This window comes from Mesorhizobium sp. WSM4976, assembly GCF_029625685.1.
In the GTDB taxonomy this organism is placed as follows: Bacteria; Pseudomonadota; Alphaproteobacteria; order Rhizobiales; family Rhizobiaceae; genus Mesorhizobium.
Genome location: NZ_JARTVT010000004.1, coordinates 248,416 through 270,175, shown reverse-complemented (window position 1 = coordinate 270,175; position 21,760 = coordinate 248,416). Strand labels below are relative to the sequence as shown.

Below are 21,760 nucleotides of genomic sequence, written 5' to 3'. Positions count from 1 at the left end.
GAGGATGCCGAACGCGGCCCATCCGACACGCGGAAACCATGAAGCGCTCCTGATTTGACCGTTCAAACTTCCCTCAAACTGAAGGTCCAGCCTGCCGAGGTCAGCGCCGTGCTGCGCCGCATCCTGGCCGAAAACGGCAAGGAATACCGCTGGACCTATGTGGTCGCCGTCGTCTGTCTGCTGGTCGTTTCCGGCACCACCGCCTTCACGGCGTGGATCATGGCCCCGATGATCAACCAGATCTTCTACGAACGGCGCAGCGACATGATCGTGTGGATCTGCGCCGGCTTCATGGGCGCCTCCCTGCTGCGCGGCTTCGCCGGCTACGGCCAGGCGGTGGCGCTGGCCAGGATCGGGAATAACCTGGTCGCCCGCTACCAGAAGCGCAGCTTCGACCATCTGATGAAGCTCGGCGTCGACTTCTTCAACGAGACCCGTTCCGGCCGGCTGGCGGCGCAGGTCAACGAGAATGTCGGCGGCATTCGCGATCTCCTGTCGCTGACGCTGACCTCCATCAGCCGCGACGCGGTCTCGCTCGTCGCCCTTGTCGGCGTGATGATCTACCAGGATCCTGTCTTGTCGCTCAGCTCGCTGCTGATCGGGCCGCCGCTGATCTGGGCCGTCATCTACATCACCCGCCGGCTGCGGCGGATCAACCGCGAATCCGTGCTGATCAACTCGCGGCTGAACGGGTCGGTGCAGGAGGCCACGCAAGGCATCGCCATCGTCAAGGCCTTCACCCTGGAGGACGAACTGGCGCGCCGCATCGGCATCATGGCCGACACCGCCGAGCAGCGTAACAACAAGATCGCCCGCGTGTCGGAGCGGCTGTCGCCGATTTCCGAGATCCTGGGCGGCCTCGCCATCACCGCCGTGCTTGCCTATTCCGGCTATCGGGCATTGGTGCTCGGCCAGCCGCCGGGCGCGGTGTTTTCCTTCATCACCGCGCTGATCATGGCCTACGACCCGGCAAGGCGCCTGGCGCGCACACAGGTCGGCATGGAGCGTGCCCTGGTGAACGCGCGCATGATCTACGAGCTGCTCGACCTCGAGCCGAAGCAGGGCGACGCTCCCGACGCGGTCGAGGCGAAGATCGCCACCGGCGAGGTGCGCTTCAACAATGTGACGTTCGGCTACAACGCCGACACCCCCGTGGTGAAGGATCTGAGCTTCACCGCCGCCGCCGGCAAGGTGACGGCCATCGTCGGCGCCTCGGGCGCCGGCAAGTCGACGATGGTGGCGCTGCTGCAGCGCTTCTACGACGTCGACAAGGGCTCGATCGAGGTCGACGGCCAGGACATCGCCAAGCTGACCAAGCATTCGCTGCGCCAATCGATCGCCTATGTGGCGCAGGCGCCGTACCTGTTCGAGGGCACGATCCGCGACAACATCCGCTTCGGCCGGCTGTCAGCCACCGACGCCGAGATCGAGCAGGCGGCGAAACTGGCGGCGGCCGACGAGTTCATCCGCCAGCAGCCGCAAGGCTACGACACACCGGTCGGCGAAGGCGGCTCGACCCTTTCCGGCGGCCAGCGCCAGCGCGTTTCGATCGCGCGCGCCATCGTTCGCCAGGCGCCAATCCTCTTGCTCGACGAGGCGACCTCTGCGCTGGACAACGAGGCGGAGGCGCGCGTCCAGGAGGCGCTGACCCATGTCATGGAGGGACGCACGACGATCGTGATCGCGCACCGGCTGTCGACGGTGGTCAATGCCGACCATATCATCGTGCTGGAAGAGGGACGGCTGGTCGAGGAAGGCACCCATGCGACGCTGATGGCCGACCCGCACAGCATCTATGCCCGCTTCCACCGCATCCAGGGCAAGAAGGGCCTCGGGCTTGTCGACGACGTCAAGGCAAGCCAAACTTCGGCCCAAACTCCAGCGCCGCGCAGCCGCGCCAGGAAGACCGTGAGGAGAAGCGCATGAGTGAAGCCGGCGATATGGGCCTCGTGGTGGTGGGCGCCGCCGGCCGCATGGGCGAGACGCTGATCCGCGCCATCCATACGATGCCTGGCGCGCGCGTCGCAGCCGCGATCGAGCGGCCGGACTCGCCCCATCTCGGCAAGGATGCCGGCGAGCTTGCCGGCATCGGCACCATCAACGTGCCGATCGTGGACGATCCGCTGCCGGCCTTCGCCAAGGCCGACGGCGTGCTCGATTTCACGGCCCCTGTGGCGAGCGTCGAATTCGCCGGCTATGCCGCGCAGGCGCGCATCGTGCACGTCATCGGCACCACCGGCTGCTCGGGCGACGACAATGCGAAGATCGCGGCCGCCGCGCGGCATGCGACGATCGTCAAATCCGGCAATATGAGCCTAGGCGTCAACCTTCTGGCCGTGCTGGTTGAGCAGGCCGCGAAGGCGCTCGACCCGGAGGATTTCGACATCGAGATCCTGGAAATGCACCACCGCCACAAGGTCGACGCGCCGTCCGGCACGGCGCTGCTGCTCGGCGAGGCCGCGGCCAAGGGGCGCGGCATCGATCTCGCCGGCAACAGCGTGCGGGTGCGCGACGGCCATACCGGCGTGCGCAAGGCGGGCTCAATCGGCTTCGCCACGCTGCGCGGCGGCTCGGTCGTCGGCGACCACAGCGTGATCCTTGCCGGCACCGGCGAGCGCATCACGCTCTCCCACCACGCCGAGGACCGGGCGATCTTCGCCCGCGGCGCTGTCAAGGCGGCACTTTGGGCGCGCGGCAAGAAGCCCGGACTTTATTCCATGCGGGACGTGCTCGGCCTGAGCTGAGGCGTCGCTTCCCTAAAATTCCAAAGGAGCAAACATGTCGGGAACTCTCGTGCTCGTGCGCCACGGCCAAAGCGAATGGAACCTGAAGAACCTGTTCACCGGCTGGCGTGATGTCGGCCTGACCGAGCAGGGCACCGCCGAAGCGCTCGCGGCCGGCGAAAAGCTCAAGGCGCGCGGCCTGAAATTCGATATCGCCTACACCTCGGCGCTGCAGCGGGCGCAGAAGACCTGCCAGCTGATCCTCGACGTCGTCGGCCAGGGCGAGCTCAAGACGATCCGTGACCAGGCGCTCAACGAGCGCGACTATGGCGACCTCTCCGGCCTCAACAAGGACGACGCGCGCAAGAAATGGGGCGAGGAGCAGGTGCATATCTGGCGCCGCTCCTACGACATCGCCCCGCCCGGCGGCGAAAGCCTGAAGGACACCGGCGCGCGCGTGTGGCCCTATTACCTGCACGAGGTGCAGCCGCATGTGCTGCGCGGCGAGACCGTGCTGGTCGCCGCGCACGGCAATTCGCTGCGCGCGCTGATCATGGCGCTGGACGGCAAGTCGGGCGAGGAAATCGTCAAGCTCGAGCTCGGCACCGGCGTGCCGGTCATCTACAAGCTCAACGCCGATTCCACCGTGGCGAAGAAAGAAGTGCTGGAGGGGTGAGGAGCAGCTTCCTTCTCCCGTCACTATACGGGAAGAAGGCGCCGGCAGGCGGATGAGGGGCAGTCAGCTTCGACGATTATCTCGTCCGGGCTCGAAGCGAAGCAGGAGCCCCACCTATCCGGCGTTGGCGCTTACGAAAAAAGCGCGTTGACACATATCGTTTGCCCGCTTACATGAGCGCCCACCAGCCCAGATGGCGGAATTGGTAGACGCGCACGGTTCAGGTCCGTGTTCCGCAAGGAGTGGAGGTTCGAGTCCTCTTCTGGGCACCATCCTTCGCTCTTCGAGCTTCGGATGGCAGGCCATCCCGGAGTTCCGAGAGCGAAGAGTATCCGCAACGCCTATTCGAACGGTTGCGGTTCAGTCCTACTCAGCCAACGCTATGCGGTCGCGCCGCGCTGCTTTTCGACGCCGCAAAAAAGAGAAGCCGCCCGAAGGCGGCCCCGAAGCCCGTGCCGTAACACGTGGACAGAAGTTATGTCGGACATCCAGTGGCTTTGGGGTCCTTGACGCAGTCGGCTATCAGCTTGAACTTGGTGTTCAGCGCTCCGCCGAGCGAGCTGGCGCCGACCATGATTGCCAGTGCGATCAGCGCCGCGATCAGGCCGTACTCGATAGCCGTGGCGCCGGATTCGTCATTCTTGAACCGCGTAATCAGTTTGAGCATTTTGCGATATCCTCGTTGCCCGTTAGTGACGCGCTCAAACTATACAGAAACACTTTTGAAGACCTTAATCGAAAAAGTTAATATTCTATTACGACCGTTATCCTTGCAATGTATCTTGAGTCTCAGCGGGCGCTTTGGCCATATCGCAATTCAGTAATGTCTAATATGATGCGTATCAGTCCGACTTATATGGTAATGACCGGGTCGCTTTGGTAGGCTTTCATTGGAGTAGGCGAGTTGCCATACGCACATACCTTGTCTATACCGTTCAGAGAACGCCATTTTTGACATCTACATTCGTTCTGCCACATTTAAAACTGCTCTCATTATAATGACAACGTCATTACAGGCTACTACTCTGAAACAATGAAGCACGAATCGCCGCACGCTTCGAGGAGAACCACGCTGAACATGCGCATCAGGCCCGAGGAGCGCGGCCTGATCGACGAAGCCGCGCGCACGCTTGGCAAGACCCGAACGGATTTCATCCTCGACGCCGCCCTGCGTATGGCTGAGGACACGCTGCTCGAGCGCACGCTTATCAAGGCTTCACCGGACGCCTATGCCGAGTTCCTTGTCCTGCTCGACGCGCCGGCCAAGTCGAACGAGGGACTGTCCAAACTGATGAACGCGCCGCTGCCCTGGGAAGCCAAGTGAGGCTGCAGGCACCCGTACCGCTGGATCATGGCCACGATTTTTCGTCTTTTTCATCCGGTGCCGCGGCGTCGGATGACTGGATCAAGCGTCGAGCGCTCGCCAACCAAGACAGTGGCGCGACACGTACCTTCGTGGCCTGCGAGGACGACAAGGTTCTCGCCTACTACGCGCTCGCGTCGGGCGGCGTCATTGCCAGCCGTGTGCCGGGCCGGTTCCGGCGCACCATGCCCGGTCCGATCCCGGTGGCAATTCTTGCCCGCCTCGCAATCGACATTTCCATTCAGCGGCAGGGAATCGGCAGGGTGCTCGTCCAGGATGCAGCACGCAGAGTGATGAATGCGGCAGGTTCGCTCGGCATCCGCGGCATCCTGGCTCACGCCGTCTCTGACGAAGCGCGAAGCTATTACACGGCGCTGGGATTCGACCCCTCGCCCCTCGATCCCATGACGCTGGTGATCTCTCTCGCCGATCTGCGTGAGGCAATCAGGTAGAGGCCGTTTGAACGACGAAGCGGCGCCCGCACCTCTCCTTCCGGCCAGTCCTCCAACAAACCCCTTCAAACCCGGCGGCCATAACGCTACGGTCCGCTCATGCCTTCCGTCAGCCCTGCCATCGCCGCCCGCCGCGACCAGATGTTTCCCGTCCTCACCGACGGGGATATCGAGCGCATGCGCCGGTTCGGCGAAGCGCGCGCCTACGCCGCCGGCGATCATATCGTGACGGCCGGCAGGGTTTCACCCGGCGTGATCCTCATCCTGTCGGGCAAGGTCGCCATCACCCAGGCCGGCGGGCTCGGACGGCCGGAGCCGATCATCACCTATGGCGCGGGCAATTTCGTCGGCGAGCTGGCGCAGCTGTCGAACCGGCCGTCGCTGGTCAATGCCGAGGCCGTCGAGCCGGTCGAGGCGATCGTCATCCCCTCGCAGCGGCTGCGCGACCTGATGGTGCAGGAGGCCAATCTCGGCGAGCGCGTCATGCGGGCGCTCATCCTGCGCCGCGTCGGCCTGCTTGAAAGCGGCGCCAGCGGGCCGGTGGTCATCGGCCCTCCGGGCAATGGCGACGTGCTGCGGCTGCAAGGTTTCCTGCGGCGCAGCGGGCTTCCTCATCGCGCGCTCGATTCCGACACCGATCCTTGCGCCAAGACGCTGATCGAGCGGTTCCATATCGATCCGCACCATCTGCCGATCGTGCTCTGCCCGAACGGCAAGCTGATGCACAATCCGGGCGAGAACGAGCTTGCCCGCTGCGTCGGCCTGCTGCGGCCGATCGATGCCGAGAAGGTCTATGACGTGGCGATCGTCGGCGCCGGGCCGGCAGGGCTGGCGGCAGCTGTCTATGCGGCTTCCGAAGGGCTGTCGACCATCGTGCTCGATTGCCGCGCCTTCGGTGGGCAGGCGGGCGCCTCGGCCCGCATCGAAAACTATCTCGGCTTCCCGACCGGGATCACCGGCATGGCGCTGATGGCGCGCGCCTACAACCAGGCGCAGAAATTCGGTGTGGAGATGGTCATCCCCGACGAGGCGAAGCTGCTCTACGACGCCGGCGACGGCGCCCGCTACCAGCTTGCCATCGGCGACGGCGAGAGCGTGCGCTCACGCGCGGTGGTGATCGCCAGCGGCGCGCGCTACCGCCGCCTCGACATCGCCAACCTGGCGCAGTTCGAGGGGACCTCGGTGCATTACTGGGCGTCGCCGATCGAGGCCAGGCTTTGCCAGAGCCAGCAGGTGGCGCTGGTCGGCGCCGGCAATTCGGCCGGACAGGCGGCCGTCTACCTGGCGAGCCAGGTGCGCAAGGTGACGCTCTTGGCGCGCCGCGACAGCCTCGACGCTACCATGTCGCGCTATCTGGTCGAGCGCATCAAGGCGCAGCGCAACATCGAGGTGCTGACCGAGACCGAGGTCGTGGCGCTGGAGGGCAGCGAAGGCAATCTGGAAACGCTGCGCTGGCGCAACCGGGTGACCGGCGAGGAGACGAGGCGCGCCATCCACCACCTCTTCCTGTTCATCGGCGCCGATCCGAACACCGACTGGCTGGCGAATTGCAATGTGGCGTTGGATGCCAAGGGTTTCGTGCGCACCGGGCCGGACACGACGCCGGGGCACGGGCTGATGGAAACCAGCCGCAGCGGCGTGTTCGCCATCGGCGACGTGCGCTGCGGCTCGGTCAAGCGGGTCGCGGCCGCCGTCGGCGAAGGCGCGCAGGTGGTGGCGGCGCTGCATGCCTATCTGGCGCGGAACGGCGCCGCCGCCGCCAACGAATGACCAGGCCGTACCGACGAGGAACCCGCGATGGATGAATGCAGGCACACCAGGGACATCAAAAAGGTCACGCCGAGCGCGCTGGGCTGTGAGGAATGCCTGAAGAGCGGCTCCTGGTGGGTGCATCTGAGGCTCTGCCGCAGCTGCGGCCATGTCGGCTGCTGCGACGACTCGCCCAACCGCCACGCGACAAAGCATTTCCACGCCACGCAGCACCCTATCATCGAAGGCTACGACCCGCCGGAAGGCTGGGGCTGGTGCTTCGTCGACGAGGTTTTTGTCGACCTCGAAGGCGATACGACGCCACAGAACGGGCCGATCCCGAAATTTGTCTGAGTTCAGCCGACCGGGCGACGCCTCTTCAGCGCACCGAGCCCGTCACGGTCGGATCGACGGCGTCGGGCACGGATTTGCGCTCATTGCCGGCGAAAATACCGATGAGGAGAAGGCTGAGCACGACCGGCACAAACAGGATGGCGACGCGCGCCTGCACGTAGAAGATGGCACGCCATTCATTTCGTTTTTCGTCGTTCATCATGCTCGCTCTGTCTGCGCCTCCCAAAGGAGGGACATAGAGAGGAAGCGTTAAACATCTCCTTCCGATTCGGTTAACGGGGACGATTTGCGGTAACGACAGAGGGCAGCACCGCCCCCGCTCCGTCCGCTTCGCGGCCACCTCTCCCCATGTTCATCTACGCTATGCAACGCATCATCTGTGACTGGCGTGACTGATCAGGCCGAGGCTTGATTGCCACGTGGTTCCCCCAATCCGTCGCTGCTTCGCAGCGCCACCTTTCCCCCCTCCGGAGGGAAAGGAAGGGAGCCTTGCTGGAACGAGCGTTGCCAGCAAAAAGCTTGGCCCCTTTCCTCTACCCCGTCGATCGGGGAGAGGTGGGCTCGGCGAAGCCGAGCGGAGTGGGGGACGACCAGCGCTACATTAAACAATGCATGACGGTCGCCTGAAAGTTCGCCGCGCTGCTCACACGGCCTTCAGCGCGAACAGCCTCCCACCCGCCGGCACCACGTCGTCGATGCCGGCGAGTCGCAGGCAGTGCCAGGCCATGGCGTGGTTGGAGGAGGTGACGGGAATGCCGATGCGCCGCTCCAGATCGGCGACCGCCTCGGCGACGCGCAGGCTGGTGCAGGAGATGAAGATCGCATCGACGCCGTGCACTTCAGCCATGCGTTCGGCCGCCCGCTCGATCGAGGCGAGCGAGATGCGGGCGGCCTCGCGGTCGTCGCGGCGGTCGAAGGTGGCGACGGCGGCGATGTCGAGGCCGCGCCCGGTGAAATAGCGCACCAGGCCCTGGTTGATCTCGGGCGCGTAAGGGGTCAGCAGGCCGACGGCCTTCGCGCCCAGCGCCTTGAAGGCGGCGAGCGCGCCGGTAACCGGTGTGGTGCAGGCGACACCCGGCCGCGCCTTGCGGATCTCGGCGAAGACGGCCTCCTCGCCGAGCGTCATGGTCGCCGAGGTGCAGCCGAAGCCGACGACGTCGAGCGGGATCGAGGGCAGGATGAGGTCGACGGTGGGCGCGATGCGCGGGCCGATGGCGCGCAGCGTGTCTGGCGTGATGTCGTTGTCGTTGAACAGTCGCGCCTCGTAGAAGGCGACGCCTGGAATGCGAACCAGCGCGCGGAACTCGTGCTCCAGAGTCTGGTCAGTGGCGAGGATCGCCAGGCCGATCGCCGCGCGCGAGGCGAGGCCGCCATCGATCTGCGACGGTAGCACACCCAGATCGACCGGTCTTGACGAATGAGGGCGGGTAGCGGCGCTGACGGACATGGCGTTCCCTTTTTTCTTGTCGATCCCATACGGAGCGAACGTTCAGTTCAAAAGTCCATCCATCGAAATCGCCGGCGTGCGGCCGGCAATCAGGTCGGCGGTGATGCGGGCCGAGCCGTGCGACATGGTCCAGCCGATATGGCCGTGCCCGGTGTTGAGATAGAGATTGCGCAGGCGCCGCTTGCCGAATTCGGGTAGGTTGTTCGGCGTCATCGGACGCAGACCCGCCCACATCTCGGCGCGGTCGTAATCGGCGCCTTCCGGATAGAGCTCCTCGGTCACGCCCTTCATGAAGGCGAAATCGGCAGGCTTGTGGCTGGTGTCGTAGCCGGCGAATTCGGCGGTGGCGGTGACGCGCAGCCGGTCGCCGAAGCGCGAGACGGCGACGAGATTGTGCTCGTCGATGGCGGCGATGGTCGGCGGCGCCGGGCGGTTGCCGGTCGGGATGGTCAGCGAATAGCCTTTTATCGGATAGATCGGCAGGCTGAGCCCGATCGTCCTGGCTATCAGCGGGCTGTAGGAGCCGAGCGCCAGCACATAGGCGTCGCCCTTGACCGCGCCCTTGTCCGTCATCACCTGCGCGACGGCGTCGCCCGATGTCTCGATGCCGGTGATGGTGGTGCCGGTGCGGATCTCGCCGCCGCGCTCGACCAGCTTGGCGGCCAGCGCCCGGGTGAATTTCGCCGGGTCGCCGGTCTCGTCGGTCGGGCAATGGATGCCGCCGGCGATCTTTTCCTTCGCCGAGGCCAGCGACGGATCGAGCGCGACGATGGCGTCGCGGTCGAGCACCTTGATCAGCTGCCCGTCGGATTCGAGCAGCCGCATATGCTCGACGCCTTTGTCGAGCGCCTGCTGGCTGCGATAGAAATAGAGGATGCCGCGATCGTTGCGGTCGTAGTCGATCGCCTCGCCGGCAACCACCTCTTTCAGCACGGATTGCGAATAGACGGCGAGCCGGTGCTTGAGCAGCGTGTTGCGCCGGGCCTTCTCGGCCGTGCATTCCATCAGGAACAGCCACGACCAGCTGTAGAGTCTCGGATCGGCCGAAAGCTTGAAACGCAGCGCCTGATCCTTCAGCACCAGCGACTTCAACAGGATCATCGGCGCCCTGGGCGAGGACCATACGAAGGAATGCCCCGGCGCGATCATGCCGGCATTGCCCCAGCTGGTCTCGGCGGCGACCTGAGGCTGGCGCTCGAGGATGACGACCTCGTGCCCATCCTTCTGCAGCTGGTAAGCCGTGGTGACGCCGACCACGCCGCCACCCAACACGATCACGCGCATGACGCCTCCGGAGATCGCAAAGTGAGTACACTTTAGAATTTAACGCGAGATCCGCAAGGGGTAGCCTGCAAATGGCCGTCTTTTGAGATGGCGGGCCGCGGCGTTGAGGTTTTCCGCGAAAGCTCCCTACGCCGCTGTCTCCGGGAAAAGCCGAGCCAGACCGCGCGCGGCCACTTCGATAGCGTGCGCGGAGCTCAGCGTGATGTGCTTTTCGAGGAGGCTCGCTCCGCCCGCGGCGTCGCGGCGGCGCAGGGCGCGAATGATCGCGTCATGCTCCCGATAGGTGCGTTCGCGACGCGACGAAGACTCCAGGTCGATGCATCTGAAGAAGCGGATACGCGAGCAGAGACTTTCGAGCGCGCTTATCATCTGCGCGTTCTTCGACAATCGCGTCAGGCCCATGTGGAAGCTCTCGTCGGCGACGGCGATCTTCGCCCATGAGCCCTCGTCTTCCAGGTTGCTGTGTCTTGTCCAGGTCCCGGTCGCCGCCTCGATCTCGGCATCGGTCGCTCGCTCGCAGGCAAGCACGAAGGCGGCACGCTCGATCGCCGCGCGAAGCTCATAGAGATCGCGCACCGCCTCCGGCGTCAGCTCGCGGGCGAAAAAGCCCTTGTTCGGCACGGAGGTGACGAAGCCGTCGCGCTCCAGCCGATTGAGCGCGGCGCGCACCGGCGTCCGGCTGACCGCCAGCTCGGCGGCGAGCTCGACCTCGTTGATCCGCTCGCCCGGCCGGAAACGATAGTCGATCGCGAAGTCCTTGATCCGGGCATAGACACGCTCGACACTGTCGGCCGCGCGGCCGGTACGCGTAGCCGCCGATTTTTCCCCACCGCTGCGTCCTTGTGTCATCAGTTCTTATCCCAGCGCCGCCGGCCAATCGGCAGGCGCGGCTATGATACGTTCTGAAATCGCAAAGTGCACTCAGTTGCGCTCAGAGCGTTTCACCGTTCCCGGACGGAAGGCTACGGCGAAGCCGCCGAACCCAACCACTCACACTTTTCCTGGAATTGCTTAGTGCGCCAGCGCCTGCTCCAGATCCGCGATCAGATCATCGCCATCCTCGATCCCGCAGGACAGCCGCACCAGCGAGTCGGTAATCCCGATCGCCCCGCGCTTTTCAGCCGGGATCGAGCCGTGCGTCATCAGCGCCGGGTGCTCGATCAGGCTTTCCACGCCGCCCAGGCTTTCGGCCAGCGTGAAAAGCTGGGTGCGTTCGAGGAATCGCTTTGTGCCGGCAAGGTCGCGGTCGAGGTCGACGGAGATCATGCCGCCGAAGGCGTGCATCTGCTGGACTGCGATGGAATGCTGCGGGTGGCTAGCGAGGCCGGGATAGATGACCCGGCGGACATCTTTTCGCGTTTCCAGCCATTGCGCGATCTTAAGGCCGTTCGACGAGTGGCGCTCCATCCTCAGCGCCAGAGTCTTGATGCCACGCAGGGCGAGAAAGCTGTCGAACGGGCCGGAGATTGCGCCGATGGCGTTCTGCAGGAATTTCAGCTGGTCGGCGAGATCCTTGTTGTCGCCGACGACCGCGACGCCGCCGACCATATCGGAATGGCCGTTCAAATATTTCGTCGTCGAATGCACCACGATGTCGATGCCGAGCTCCAGCGGACGCTGGATATAGGGGCTGCAAAAGGTGTTGTCGGCAACGGTAAGCAGACCCTTACGTTTGGCCAAAGCGGCAACCGCTTCGAGATCGACGATGCGCAGCAGCGGGTTGGTCGGCGTCTCGACCCAGAGCAGTTTTGTTTCCGGCTGGATCGCTGCCTCGACCGCAGCCAGGTCAGTGAAGTCGGCGAAGCTGACCTTAAGGCCGGCGGAACGCTTGCGCACCCGCTCCATCAGGCGGAACGAGCCGCCATAGATGTCGTCGGTGGCGACGATATGGGCGCCGGAATCGAGAAGCTCGAGCACCGTCGAGATCGCCGCCAGGCCGGAAGCGAAGGCGAAAGCCCTGGTGCCGCTTTCAAGGTCGGCGACCGCGCGCTCGAAGGCAAAGCGCGTCGGGTTCTGGCTGCGCGCGTATTCAAAACCCTTGTGCACGCCGGGCGACTGCTGGCCGTAGGTCGAGGTGGCGTAGATCGGCACCATCACCGCGCCGGTCAGCGGGTCATGGCTCTGGCCGCCATGGATGGTGCGGGTGGAAAAGGCCAGGCGGTTCTTGCCGTTTGAAGTCATTTAGCGCGGCGCCTCAAATGGTTGATCAGGTCGATACGGGTTATCAGTCCGATGAACTCGTCGCCATCGAAGACGATGGCGACCTCGTTGCGGTCGAAGACGGGCAGCAGCGCGTCGAGCGTCTGGTTGGCTTGCAGCGTGTGCAGATTCGACGTCATGGCCGTGCGCACGGGCGCATTGAAACGGTCCCAGCGGCCGTCATAGGGGCCGTCGACCTTGGCCAGGATGTCGCTCTCGTCGACAATGCCGACCAGCTTGCCTTCATCCAGCACCGGCAATTGCGAGACATCGGAACGTCGCATGCGGCCATAGGCGTTGAGCAGGCTTTCCTCCGGGCCGACGGTCACGATATCGCCGGTGCGCGGCGAGCGCATGACCAGGTCGCGCAGATCGCCGTGCTGCTCCTGGTCGGCAAGGCCCTGCTCGGCCAGCCAGATATCGTCGAAGACCTTCGATAGGTACTTGTTGCCGCTGTCGCAGACGAAGGTGACGACGCGCTTGGGCACCGTCTGCTCGCGGCAATAGCGAAGGGCCGCCGACAACAGCGTTCCGGAGGACGAGCCGGCCAGGATGCCTTCGCGCGACAGCAGATCGCGCACCGCCAGCATGCTCTGCTTGTCGGGGATGGAATAGGCCTTAGCCACCAGCGAGAGATCGGCATTGGGCGGCACGAAATCCTCGCCGATCCCTTCGACCGTCCAGCTGCCGGCCTCCTCCATCTTGCCGGTCTTGATCAGCGGCGCCAGCACCGAGCCGACGGGATCGGCCAGCACCATCTCGGTCTTCGGGGAATGTTTCGCGAAAAAGCGGCCGAGCCCGGTGAGCGTGCCGCCGGAGCCGACGCCGACCACCACCGCGTCGACGTCGCCGTCGAGCTGCCAGAAGATTTCCGGTCCGGTCGTCGTCTCATGCGCCAGCGGGTTGGCCGGGTTGGCGAACTGGTTGGCGTAGAAGGCGCCGGGCAACTCGGCGGCGATCTTCTCGGCCATGTCCTGGTAATATTCGGGATGGCCCTTGCCGACATCGGAGCGCGTCATGCGCACCTCGGCGCCCAAAGCGCGCAGATGCTGGATCTTCTCGCGCGACATCTTGTCGGGAACGACCAGGATGATGCTGTAGCCTTTCGGTATGCCGACCTGGGCGAGGCCGAGGCCCGTGTTGCCGGCGGTGGCCTCGACGATGGTGCCGCCACGCTTCAGCCGCCCATCCTTCTCCGCGGCGGCGACCATCGACAGCGCGATGCGGTCCTTGATCGAGCCGCCCGGGTTCTGGCTTTCGAGCTTGATGAACAGCCGGCATTTGCCGGTGTCGAATTTGGTCAACTCGACGATCGGCGTCTGGCCGATCAGGTCGAGCACCGAATTGTAAGGCGGGCGCAGCCTCGACAAATTGTTGGCCGCGCCGCCGGGCGCCGGTTGTCTCTGCTCGCTCATCTGAGATGCTCCATCGAAGCAGTTCGAGGCGGAACCTGGCAATCTCGCGCGGCAGGCCGCGGGAATCTATTCCGGTTTCGCGGATCGCGCGCCCTGTCTTTTCCAGCCCTTTTCATCCGGAAAGAAGATAGATCGTGCCAATCCAGCGGCGAGTGGAGGAATGGAATTTCACGAAGAGGCACTGCGCTACCCCTCATTATTGAAGCCAGCGCCAAGCTGTCCCGCCAGCGTCGATAGGTGTGGCTACCCCAGCAGCTGCTTGCTGAGCTTCGCGCATTGCACGCGGATATCCGGAATGGCGTCGATCTCGAAGAAGGTGCCGCGCGTCAGCGGCCCGACGGCCAGAAGCTTCGACGACACCGTGCCGTCGGCCGCGATCAGCTCGCATTTCGCGGTGACGTCGAGGCCGAGGCGCAGCGGATCGGGCCGCGCCACGCCGCGCTCGATCAGCGCGCGCACGAGGGCGTTCGAGGTCCTCGAGATGTCGCGGGCGATGCCCATGCAATCATAGAGGCGGGCGACTTGCAGGGCCTCGATATCCTGCTTGCCGCGCGGCTGGATTCTCACGGTGAAGCCGCCATTCGCCTCGACATTCACAACCCTGCCGGCGACGAGGCGGATGCGGCCTGACCTGACCGCTTCGATGACCCGCGCGTACACCTCTGGCGCCATGCGGTGGCGGTGGATGTCCCACCAGGCCTTGGTGTGCTCGACGAAGCGGCGTTTTGCCGAGGAGGGCCAGTTCTGCCAGATCGTCTGGTTGAAGGGCCGCAGGCCATCGACGACGTCGCGCCAGTCGCCGCCGACCTTCTGGGTCTCGCGAATCAGGTTGCGGAACCAGCCAACGAAATAGGAAAGCTCGGTGCCGAGCGGGATATCGGCGATATCGAGCTTGATCGGGTTGCCCTTGCGGTGCGGCGAGGGCAGCAGCCCGCGCCGCGAGACCGCGACGATCGGGCCGCGATGGCCGCGCTGTTCCAGCGACAGGAAGGCGTCGACCATGCTCAAGCCTGTACCGAGCAGCAGGACACCAGCTTGCGGCTCGAGCGCGGTGTCGGCCTCCGTGCCCATGCGGATGGGATGACCCTGGAAGGCGCCCGGTTGCTCGTCATGGCCGGTGGCCAAAACAGCCAGATGCGCCACCACGCTGGTGCCGTTGGCCAAGGCCACGTCGACGCCCGATGGGGTTGGGGAGATGGACAGGCTTTCCTCGCGGATCAGCCGGAGGCGGCCGGTCTCGCGCTCCCGTTCCTCCAGGCCATCGAGCACATCCTGCAAATAGCGGGCATAGAGGCCGCGCGGCGCATAAAATGGTCCCTGGTCCGGCTTGGCCAATCCGCGCTCCAGCACCCAGCGCGCGAAATGGGTGGGATCGTCGGCATAGGCGCTCATGCCAGAGGCGTTGACGTTGAGCACATGTGCCGAAAGCAATGTCGAATAGGCCATGCCCTGGCCGAAATGCGGCCGCTTCTCGATCAGCGTGACGCGCAGGTCCGGATTGGGCGATTTGAGCAGATGCGCGGCCAGCACCACGCCGCTGGCGCCGCCGCCGACAATGATGATGGAATTGGCGCGTCCAACCATGACCGCGAGCCGAAACGGAGCGATCAGCGCGCGGCCGCCGCCGCGGGCGGTCTCGGCCGCAACCCACCAACGATCGCCGGAACGGTCTTTTCAAGGTCGCGCATCGTTCTCTCACTCCCAATGTTGATAAGATTACTATACTAAGCGGGCCAGGCCCGGAACCGGCTTTTCAATTCGGCTGCCCTGTGAGGCATGGATTTGCCTGAGTGGGCTGATTGGAGAATTTTCGTTCGGTCCGAGACCGGCGCCTCGTCTCCTTCATCATTCAAGGGCGGAGCGCCGCGAGCCGCGGCTGCTGCCCTGGGCGAGCATGGTGAAGAATGCCGAGATCGGGCTTGCCGACCGCGCCGTGGTGATCGGCGCCGGCAGGATTGCCCTCAACCTCGACGTGCCGGTGACCAGGCCCGCCGGCACGGTTCGGCGGAACTTGCCCATGTCGAGGCCGCCACCCGGAAGCATCTGTTCAACCGGGCTTGAGCGCAGCGCCGGCCGCGATCTCAAGTTACAAAATCATGTCGCAGGATCAGACGCGCGACTGCCTCGCCCAGCGCAGCCCGACAATACCGGCCAGCATGGTGACGAGGCCGATATAGAGCCATTGAGTCTGGCCGGTCATGAAGCTGCCCTTGACGAGGCCGAGGCCCTGCAGCGACCACAGCGCACCGACGGCCAGCACAATCAGAGCCAGCACAAACCTGATCAATCGCATCGGCTGGACCCTCTCCAAAGTCGATCCTGAACGGCGACGGGGACTCAACAAAAGACGCTGAGGAATCGAAATAGTTCGGTTCCCCTATACTGCAAATCTTGAGGACCGATCTTGCCCGGAACGTCCAGGAGGCCGGTTGGATATTCATCAAGAATACGCCTATCCGGGTCCAGAAATAGCATGACAAACTGTTTCGCGGCGACTCCAAACGTGTGCCTTCGCCATGGAACCGCCAGAAGCCTGCCGCATTTCCCGCCTCATTCGCCACTTAGGCGGGGCTATTCGATCAACGGAGCCGCCCCCAAAGCATGAAGAAAACCAACCAGACCGCGCTTGTCGCGGTAACGATAGCGGCTGGCCTGATGGCTGGCGCTTCGTCCGCCTCCTCCGCCGCCGCGCAATGCGGCCGCGCCTCCTGGTATGCGCTGCATTCCAGAACCGCCTCAGGAGAACGCATGAACCCCTCGGCGTTGACTGCCGCCCATCGCTCCCTGCCCTTCGGCACCAAGCTCCGGGTCACCAACAAAGACAATGGCCGCAGCGTCGTCGTGCGCATCAATGACCGCGGCCCATTCGTGAAGGGACGCATGCTCGATCTATCCCGCGGCGCCGCCAGCCAGCTCGGTTTCATCGGTTCGGGCCACACCGCCGTCTGCATGGCGCGCGTCTGAGGGTCTCCCTGGACCATGATCTCTTCCGAACCGCAGGTCAGCGAAACAAAAACCGGAATCCACTTTTCGGGATCGTGGTCGAGTGTCCAGCAAGAGGGGCCGGACACATACACATATCCTTCACATTTCGGCACCGCACAGTGAGCCGGCTCGCCCGCTTAAGGCCGATTTTCAAAAGGTTGAACCAAAGAAGCATTCGTCAGACAAAATGACGTATTGCATCGCAACAATATCTTGTTAACCTCGCCGGGAGACATTCAAGGCTCGGCGCTGTTCGTCGTCCTTCGGTCGTCGGACGGCAGCGGGGTTCTCTCGATGTTCTACCAGCTCTACGAAATGAACCATGCCGCGCTGCAGCCCGCGCGCTTGTACGCCGATGCGGTGCGGCTCTTCTACTCCAACCCGCTCAACCCGATATCCCACACCCCCTTCGGCCGCTCGGTCGCGGCAACTGCCGAACTCTTCGAGCGCACCACCCGCCGCTACGGCAAGCCGCAATTCGGCCTGGACAAGACCGTGATCGACTGGAAGAGCGTCGACGTCACCGAAAAGACGGTCTGGTCGAAGCCGTTCTGCAATCTGGTGCGCTTCGAGCGCGCGCTGCCCACGGGGCGCAAGCCTGACCCGAAGCTTTTGATCGTGGCGCCGATGTCGGGCCACTACGCGACGCTGCTGCGCGGCACGGTCGAGGCGATGCTTCCTCACGCCGACGTGCACATCACCGACTGGGTCGACGCGCGCATGGTGCCAGTGGCGCAAGGCAGCTTCGATCTCGACGACTATATCGACTACGTCATTGAGATGTTCCACGCACTCGGCCCCGACACCCATGTGATGGCGGTCTGCCAGCCTTCCGTGCCGGTGCTGGCGGCGGTGGCGCTCATGGACAGGCGCGGCGATCCCTTCGTGCCCTCCACCATGACGCTGATGGGCGGGCCGGTCGACACGCGCCGCAATCCCACCGCGGTCAATCTTCTGGCCAAGGAAAAGGGCATCGACTGGTTCCGCGACAATGTCATCATGCAGGCGCCCTGGCCGGTGCCGGGCTTCGGCCGCGTCGTCTATCCGGGCTTCCTGCAGCTTTCCGGCTTCATGAGCATGAATCTCGACCGCCACATCATCGCCCACAAGGACTTTTTCATGCACCTTGTGAAGCATGACGGCGACAGCGCCGAAAAGCACCGCGACTTCTATGACGAATACCTGGCGGTGATGGATCTGACGGCGGAATTCTACCTCCAGACAGTCGACACCGTGTTCGTGCGCCACGCTTTGCCGAAAGGCGAGATGACGCATCGCGGCGAGACGATCGACTGCACAGCGATCCGCAACGTCGCGCTGCTCACCATCGAGGGCGAGAATGACGACATTTCCGGGCTCGGCCAGACGCAGGCCGCGCACGATCTGTGCGTCAACATTCCCGCCGACAAGCATGTCCATTACACGCAGCCGGCCGTCGGCCATTACGGCGTCTTCAACGGCTCTCGCTTCCGCTCCGAAATCGTGCCGCGCATTGCCGACTTCATTTCCAGCTATGGCCGCCAGCAGCGTGTGGCGACGAAACCGAAACTGGTCCGTTCCGCGAAAAGGTGAACGCCGCAGACCGCGCCAGCGCGGAGTTCCGTTCCGCCGCCAGACGGCGGCCGCTGGTGTTGCGGCAGTGCCTCTGTTGCGAAAGTGCCGCTACGAGATCGTCCAGGTAACCATGCCGTCAAACTGGCCGTGGTCTCCAATTGACACGGACTGTAAATCGCCTTTAACGTTTCGTTAATAAAGAACAAGGCGGCGGGGGCAATGACTTCCTCAGCGATAACGCGGATTCTGCGTTTGTGTTCAGTCGCAGGGCTGGCGATTTCGGCCCACTGGGCGGTGCCCGCCTGGGCGGCGGGCGCAATGGCCACTGGCGGCCTGACCTCGCAGCCGATCGGGCACTATGATTTCTGCAAGTCGCAACCGAACGAATGCAACATCCATCCGGTCGATCTCGAACCGGCCAATATGACCGATAGCCTGTGGCGTCGGCTGGTCAGCGTGACCGCCAAGGTCAATGCCGCCGTCAAGCCGATGAGCGATCTCGATCACTATGGCAAGGACGAAGTCTGGGCCTATCCGGACGACGGCTATGGCGATTGCGAGGACTATGTGCTGGAGAAGCGGCGCCAGCTCTATCGCCTGGGCATGTCGCTGGCCGACCTCCTCATCACCGTTGTGCGCAAGCCGGACGGCGAAGGCCATGCCGTGCTGACGGTGCGCACCGACAAGGGCGACTATGTGCTCGACAATCTGACCGACAAGGTCAAAGCCTGGGACGCGACCGGCTACCGCTTCCTCAAGCGCCAGGCGATCGACAACACCGGACGCTGGGTCTCGATCCGCGACGGCCAGGCGGTGCTAGTCGGCTCGGTGCAGTAGGCTTCGGGCGCGCCAACCCTCGGTTTCGTCATTCCAGGGCGGAGCAAGGAACGCAGCGACGCAGCGCAGACCCTGGAATCAATTCCCTTCTCTTGAGACGTTACCGCGGTGGAGAACGACCCGCTTCTACCCTTCGCGCGAGGTCACGGAATGGGTCCTCGGGTCTGCGCTCCGCTTCGCGTCGCTCCGCCCGTGGACGACGAGAGCAACGGGCCTCCGGAAAAATCGCACAACTCCATGAACCATTGCCGTTCAGCCGGCGACAGACAGCCGTGAATGGCAAACCCAACCATGGAGAAACCAAATGACTTCTTTCCTGCGCAACACCCTACTTGCCGCGGTCGCTGTGTCGGCCCTGACTGGATCGGCTCTGGCGGACCAGACCTACAAAAGCTGCGCGGCGACAAACCTCAATGACCTGTGGAGCGGCCGCTGCTGCAGCGTCGGTTCCGCGAACTGCTTGGGCGGTGGCAATGGCCGCGACCATCAGGGCCATCAAGGCCAAGGCGGCCGGGGCAGCACCAACGGCGCCGGCAAGCCCTGATCTCAAGAGTTCAGATGGAGACGAACCAGCGCGAGCGGACCATCGCCATCCGCTGGCGCCAGACGCCGGGATCATAAAGGCCGACCAAGCGCCCTGCGTATCGATGCGCTGAGGCGGCGCAATTCCGCCTCATCCAGTCTCTCGATGCTTTCGGCCAGCAGGTTGGCCAGTTCGGTGGCCGCCGGCGACAGGCCGGACGTGTCGATCCTGACCCTGGGATGCGAGCTTTCGGCAAGGCGGGCGAGGTCCTCGGCATCGTCCCAGATGATGTTGAAATAGCCGATGATCTTCTGGATCAGCGTCCAGGTCGGCGCGCCGCGGCGGCCGTGCTCGAGCGCCGACAGATAGGCGGCGCTGACGCCGATGGCCTCGGCCATCGCCTTCTGGCTGACGCCGCGCTCGGCGCGCAGCGCCCTAAGCTTCTCGCCGAACGGGGTCATCTTGAACGGCTCACCGCTTCACGGAAGCGGCGAACCGCCCCGTCTCTTTGTTTTGGCGCAATTCCGGACGGAAAACCGCTACACACCTTTCCTGGAATTGCTCTAGGCATCCTCATGGCCGCGTTCGCCGCAGCCGCACATAGAGCGCGCCCGAACCTCCATGGTTGCGGGCGGCGTGATCGTGGCTGGAGACAAGGTGGCGGAAGGCCGGCGTCGAGAGCCAGGCCGGCACGGCGCGGCGCAGGATGCCGTCGCCGCCCGACGACGAACCCTTGCCGGTGATGATCAAAACGTAGCGGATGCCGCCGGCATGCGCCCGATGCAGGAAGGTGAGCAGCAGCGAATAGGCCTCGTCCTGCGTCATGCCGTGCAGGTCGACGCGGCCTTCGATCGGCAGCCGGCCTTTCTTCAGTTTTTGCAATGTCTGGTCGTCAAGCGCATGTGAGACATGCGGCGTCTTCGGCTTCGCGGCGACGGCCGGGACACCGTTGGCCGGAGCGGCGGCCGGCGCCGGCTTGGGCTCGATGACGTCCGGAATCTCGACCGCGGTCTTGCCTTTCAAGGGCCGGGCCGAACGCGCCACCAGATTCCACAGGATGCGGTCGTCGTCGCTGAGATGATCGTCGCGGCGGCTCACCGGCGCGCTCCGTCGAACAACGCGCGGGGCACCAGCGCGTAGAAGTCGGCGGCATTGCGGACCACGCCGGCGATCTCACCCGCGGCATCGCCCGAGCCGGCGAAGAGGTCGCCGCGCGCGGGACCGGTGATGGCCGAGCCGGTGTCCTGCGCGATCATCAGCCGCCGGAACGGTTTTTGGTCGAAGGCGGTGAGCGCCGGCGCGTCGATATAGAAGGGCGTGCCGAAAGTGTGCAGCAGCCGGTCGACTGCGACCGAGCGCCCGGGCGTCAGCGGCACCTTGGCGGCGGCGATGGGCCCAAGCGCCGCGTCGTCGACCGCAGCTTCGCGAAAGAAGATGTAGGAGCGGTTCTGCCAAAGGATCTCGTCGACCCGCTCCGGATGCGACTTGAACCAGGCGCGGATCGACTGCATCGTCACCTTTTCCAGCGGTATCTCGCCGAGCTCGCTCAGAATCCTGCCGGGACCGGTGAAGCGCTGGCCCGATTTCGCGGCATAGGTGACGCGGGCGAGCCTGCCGTCGGTCATCTTCAGCCTAGCCGCGCCCTGCACATGGATGAAGAAGGCATCGACCTTTTCGGCAAGCCAGGCAATTTCGAGATTTTGGCCGGTGAGGGCGCCGCGCTCGATCGCGCCGCGATCGAAATATTCGACAGGATCGTCATTCGTCTGGCGGCCGAAGGCCAGATAGGCATCCATGCCAGCCGGCCGGTTGCCGTCATCGATGTCGATAAGGTCGGCGGGGCGGGACAGCAGTGGCACTACGAACCGCTCGGTCCTGACCGGCGAGGCCTCGACCTCCGGCTCGTAGAAACCTGTGACGAGACCCACGCCATTGTCGGCCTTCACCAGCATCGGCATGAAATGCCGTTCGAAAATGGATCGCGCTTGCGACGGATTCGGGTCCGAAACAGCGCGCGCCTCGGCATAGGCGTCGGCAAAGGCGTTGAAATCGACGCCGAGCGATCCGGTGCGATAGGGCTTTACGGGCGCATGAAAGGCCGAGCGGCGAAAGGCCGCGAAGGCGGCGAGATGGTCGTCCTCGCTCCAGCCAGGCAAGTCGCTGAAAGACTTCTCGCTGAATGTGGAAGAGAGCGGCACG

24 protein-coding genes and 1 tRNA gene are annotated in these 21,760 nt (G+C 64.4%); 12 read left to right on the top strand and 13 right to left on the bottom strand.

The genetic code is table 11. From position 1 onward, the window contains the following. Positions 1-54: 54 nt before the first annotated feature. The 4 genes from P9272_RS07175 (at position 55) to P9272_RS07160 (ending at position 3,671) form a co-directional block, all read left to right on the top strand. Positions 55-1,926, top strand: a complete 1,872-nt coding sequence (locus P9272_RS07175) for an ABC transporter ATP-binding protein (RefSeq protein ID WP_278159965.1) — start codon at positions 55-57, stop codon at positions 1,924-1,926. Further along, a complete protein-coding gene (dapB, locus tag P9272_RS07170; RefSeq protein ID WP_278159964.1) occupies positions 1,923-2,744 on the top strand; it encodes a 4-hydroxy-tetrahydrodipicolinate reductase in 822 nt (273 codons plus the stop codon). The genes P9272_RS07175 and dapB overlap by 4 nt, the downstream gene beginning before the upstream one ends. Before the next feature lie 34 nt (positions 2,745-2,778). Next, positions 2,779-3,399, top strand: coding sequence for a 2,3-bisphosphoglycerate-dependent phosphoglycerate mutase (locus P9272_RS07165; RefSeq protein ID WP_128257845.1), 621 nt, complete (start codon positions 2,779-2,781; stop codon positions 3,397-3,399). A gap of 187 nt (positions 3,400-3,586) precedes the next feature. Next, positions 3,587-3,671 (top strand) — tRNA-Leu (locus P9272_RS07160). A gap of 203 nt (positions 3,672-3,874) precedes the next feature. On the opposite strand, the gene P9272_RS07155 is transcribed toward P9272_RS07160, so the two are convergent. Then, complete coding sequence (locus P9272_RS07155) at positions 3,875-4,066, bottom strand: Flp family type IVb pilin (RefSeq protein ID WP_128257846.1); 192 nt, start codon at positions 4,064-4,066, stop codon at positions 3,875-3,877. A 411-nt stretch (positions 4,067-4,477) separates the two neighbouring features. On the opposite strand from P9272_RS07155, the gene P9272_RS07150 reads away from it, so the two are divergent. From P9272_RS07150 to P9272_RS07135, 4 genes are all read left to right on the top strand, one after another. Beyond that, positions 4,478-4,723 carry a DUF1778 domain-containing protein gene (locus P9272_RS07150; RefSeq protein ID WP_278159963.1) on the top strand — a complete coding sequence of 82 codons (246 nt, stop codon included), beginning with the start codon at positions 4,478-4,480 and terminating at the stop codon, positions 4,721-4,723. Further along, a complete protein-coding gene (locus P9272_RS07145) occupies positions 4,720-5,214 on the top strand; it encodes a GNAT family N-acetyltransferase (protein WP_278159962.1) in 495 nt (164 codons plus the stop codon). Before P9272_RS07150 ends, P9272_RS07145 begins: the two co-directional genes overlap by 4 nt. Positions 5,215-5,313: 99 nt before the next feature. Then, a complete protein-coding gene (locus P9272_RS07140) occupies positions 5,314-6,984 on the top strand; it encodes a cyclic nucleotide-binding domain-containing thioredoxin-disulfide reductase (protein WP_278159961.1) in 1,671 nt (556 codons plus the stop codon). Positions 6,985-7,011: 27 nt separating this feature from the next. Further along, positions 7,012-7,317, top strand: coding sequence for a UBP-type zinc finger domain-containing protein (locus P9272_RS07135; RefSeq protein WP_278159960.1), 306 nt, complete (start codon positions 7,012-7,014; stop codon positions 7,315-7,317). Positions 7,318-7,342: 25 nt separating this feature from the next. Here the strand turns inward: P9272_RS07135 and P9272_RS07130 are convergent, their stop codons facing one another. The 9 genes from P9272_RS07130 to P9272_RS07090 form a co-directional block, all read right to left on the bottom strand. Beyond that, positions 7,343-7,516 carry a hypothetical protein gene (locus P9272_RS07130; RefSeq protein WP_181179496.1) on the bottom strand — a complete coding sequence of 58 codons (174 nt, stop codon included), beginning with the start codon at positions 7,514-7,516 and terminating at the stop codon, positions 7,343-7,345. Positions 7,517-7,960: 444 nt separating this feature from the next. Then, positions 7,961-8,764, bottom strand: a complete 804-nt coding sequence (locus P9272_RS07125) for an aspartate/glutamate racemase family protein (RefSeq protein ID WP_278159959.1) — start codon at positions 8,762-8,764, stop codon at positions 7,961-7,963. A 42-nt stretch (positions 8,765-8,806) separates the two neighbouring features. Then, the gene (locus P9272_RS07120) at positions 8,807-10,048 is read right to left on the bottom strand and encodes a D-amino acid dehydrogenase (RefSeq protein ID WP_278159958.1); all 1,242 of its coding nucleotides are present in this window, start codon (positions 10,046-10,048) and stop codon (positions 8,807-8,809) included. Positions 10,049-10,174: 126 nt separating this feature from the next. Beyond that, positions 10,175-10,897, bottom strand: a complete 723-nt coding sequence (locus tag P9272_RS07115) for a GntR family transcriptional regulator (protein WP_278159957.1) — start codon at positions 10,895-10,897, stop codon at positions 10,175-10,177. Between the two features lie 162 nt (positions 10,898-11,059). Continuing rightward, positions 11,060-12,229, bottom strand: a complete 1,170-nt coding sequence (locus P9272_RS07110; RefSeq protein ID WP_128257855.1) for a cystathionine gamma-synthase — start codon at positions 12,227-12,229, stop codon at positions 11,060-11,062. Continuing rightward, positions 12,226-13,662: a pyridoxal-phosphate dependent enzyme gene (locus P9272_RS07105; RefSeq protein ID WP_278159956.1), complete on the bottom strand. Its 1,437-nt coding sequence runs from the start codon at positions 13,660-13,662 to the stop codon at positions 12,226-12,228. The genes P9272_RS07110 and P9272_RS07105 overlap by 4 nt, the downstream gene beginning before the upstream one ends. Before the next feature lie 243 nt (positions 13,663-13,905). After that, entirely contained in the window at positions 13,906-15,246 is a 1,341-nt protein-coding gene (locus P9272_RS07100) for an FAD/NAD(P)-binding protein (protein WP_278159955.1), read from the bottom strand. 261 nt (positions 15,247-15,507) lie between these two features. Next, positions 15,508-15,705, bottom strand: coding sequence for a hypothetical protein (locus tag P9272_RS07095; RefSeq protein ID WP_278159954.1), 198 nt, complete (start codon positions 15,703-15,705; stop codon positions 15,508-15,510). Between the two features lie 64 nt (positions 15,706-15,769). Further along, positions 15,770-15,955 (bottom strand): hypothetical protein, encoded by a 186-nt coding sequence (locus P9272_RS07090; RefSeq protein ID WP_278159953.1) that lies wholly within the window; start codon positions 15,953-15,955, stop codon positions 15,770-15,772. Between the two features lie 308 nt (positions 15,956-16,263). On the opposite strand from P9272_RS07090, the gene P9272_RS07085 reads away from it, so the two are divergent. The 4 genes from P9272_RS07085 (at position 16,264) to P9272_RS07070 (ending at position 19,582) form a co-directional block, all read left to right on the top strand. Continuing rightward, the gene (locus P9272_RS07085) at positions 16,264-16,626 is read left to right on the top strand and encodes a septal ring lytic transglycosylase RlpA family protein (RefSeq protein ID WP_128257859.1); all 363 of its coding nucleotides are present in this window, start codon (positions 16,264-16,266) and stop codon (positions 16,624-16,626) included. Between the two features lie 315 nt (positions 16,627-16,941). Then, a complete protein-coding gene (locus P9272_RS07080; RefSeq protein WP_278160007.1) occupies positions 16,942-18,219 on the top strand; it encodes a polyhydroxyalkanoate depolymerase in 1,278 nt (425 codons plus the stop codon). A gap of 201 nt (positions 18,220-18,420) precedes the next feature. Then, positions 18,421-19,038: a transglutaminase-like cysteine peptidase gene (locus P9272_RS07075; RefSeq protein WP_128257861.1), complete on the top strand. Its 618-nt coding sequence runs from the start codon at positions 18,421-18,423 to the stop codon at positions 19,036-19,038. A 304-nt stretch (positions 19,039-19,342) separates the two neighbouring features. After that, positions 19,343-19,582 (top strand): hypothetical protein, encoded by a 240-nt coding sequence (locus tag P9272_RS07070; RefSeq protein WP_128257862.1) that lies wholly within the window; start codon positions 19,343-19,345, stop codon positions 19,580-19,582. Between the two features lie 71 nt (positions 19,583-19,653). Here the strand turns inward: P9272_RS07070 and P9272_RS07065 are convergent, their stop codons facing one another. From P9272_RS07065 to P9272_RS07055, 3 genes are all read right to left on the bottom strand, one after another. Next, complete coding sequence (locus P9272_RS07065) at positions 19,654-20,022, bottom strand: helix-turn-helix transcriptional regulator (RefSeq protein ID WP_128257863.1); 369 nt, start codon at positions 20,020-20,022, stop codon at positions 19,654-19,656. Between the two features lie 112 nt (positions 20,023-20,134). Then, positions 20,135-20,659, bottom strand: a complete 525-nt coding sequence (locus P9272_RS07060; protein WP_128257864.1) for a Smr/MutS family protein — start codon at positions 20,657-20,659, stop codon at positions 20,135-20,137. Next, entirely contained in the window at positions 20,656-21,759 is a 1,104-nt protein-coding gene (locus P9272_RS07055; RefSeq protein ID WP_278159952.1) for a murein transglycosylase A, read from the bottom strand. Before P9272_RS07055 ends, P9272_RS07060 begins: the two co-directional genes overlap by 4 nt. Position 21,760 lies beyond the last annotated feature (1 nt).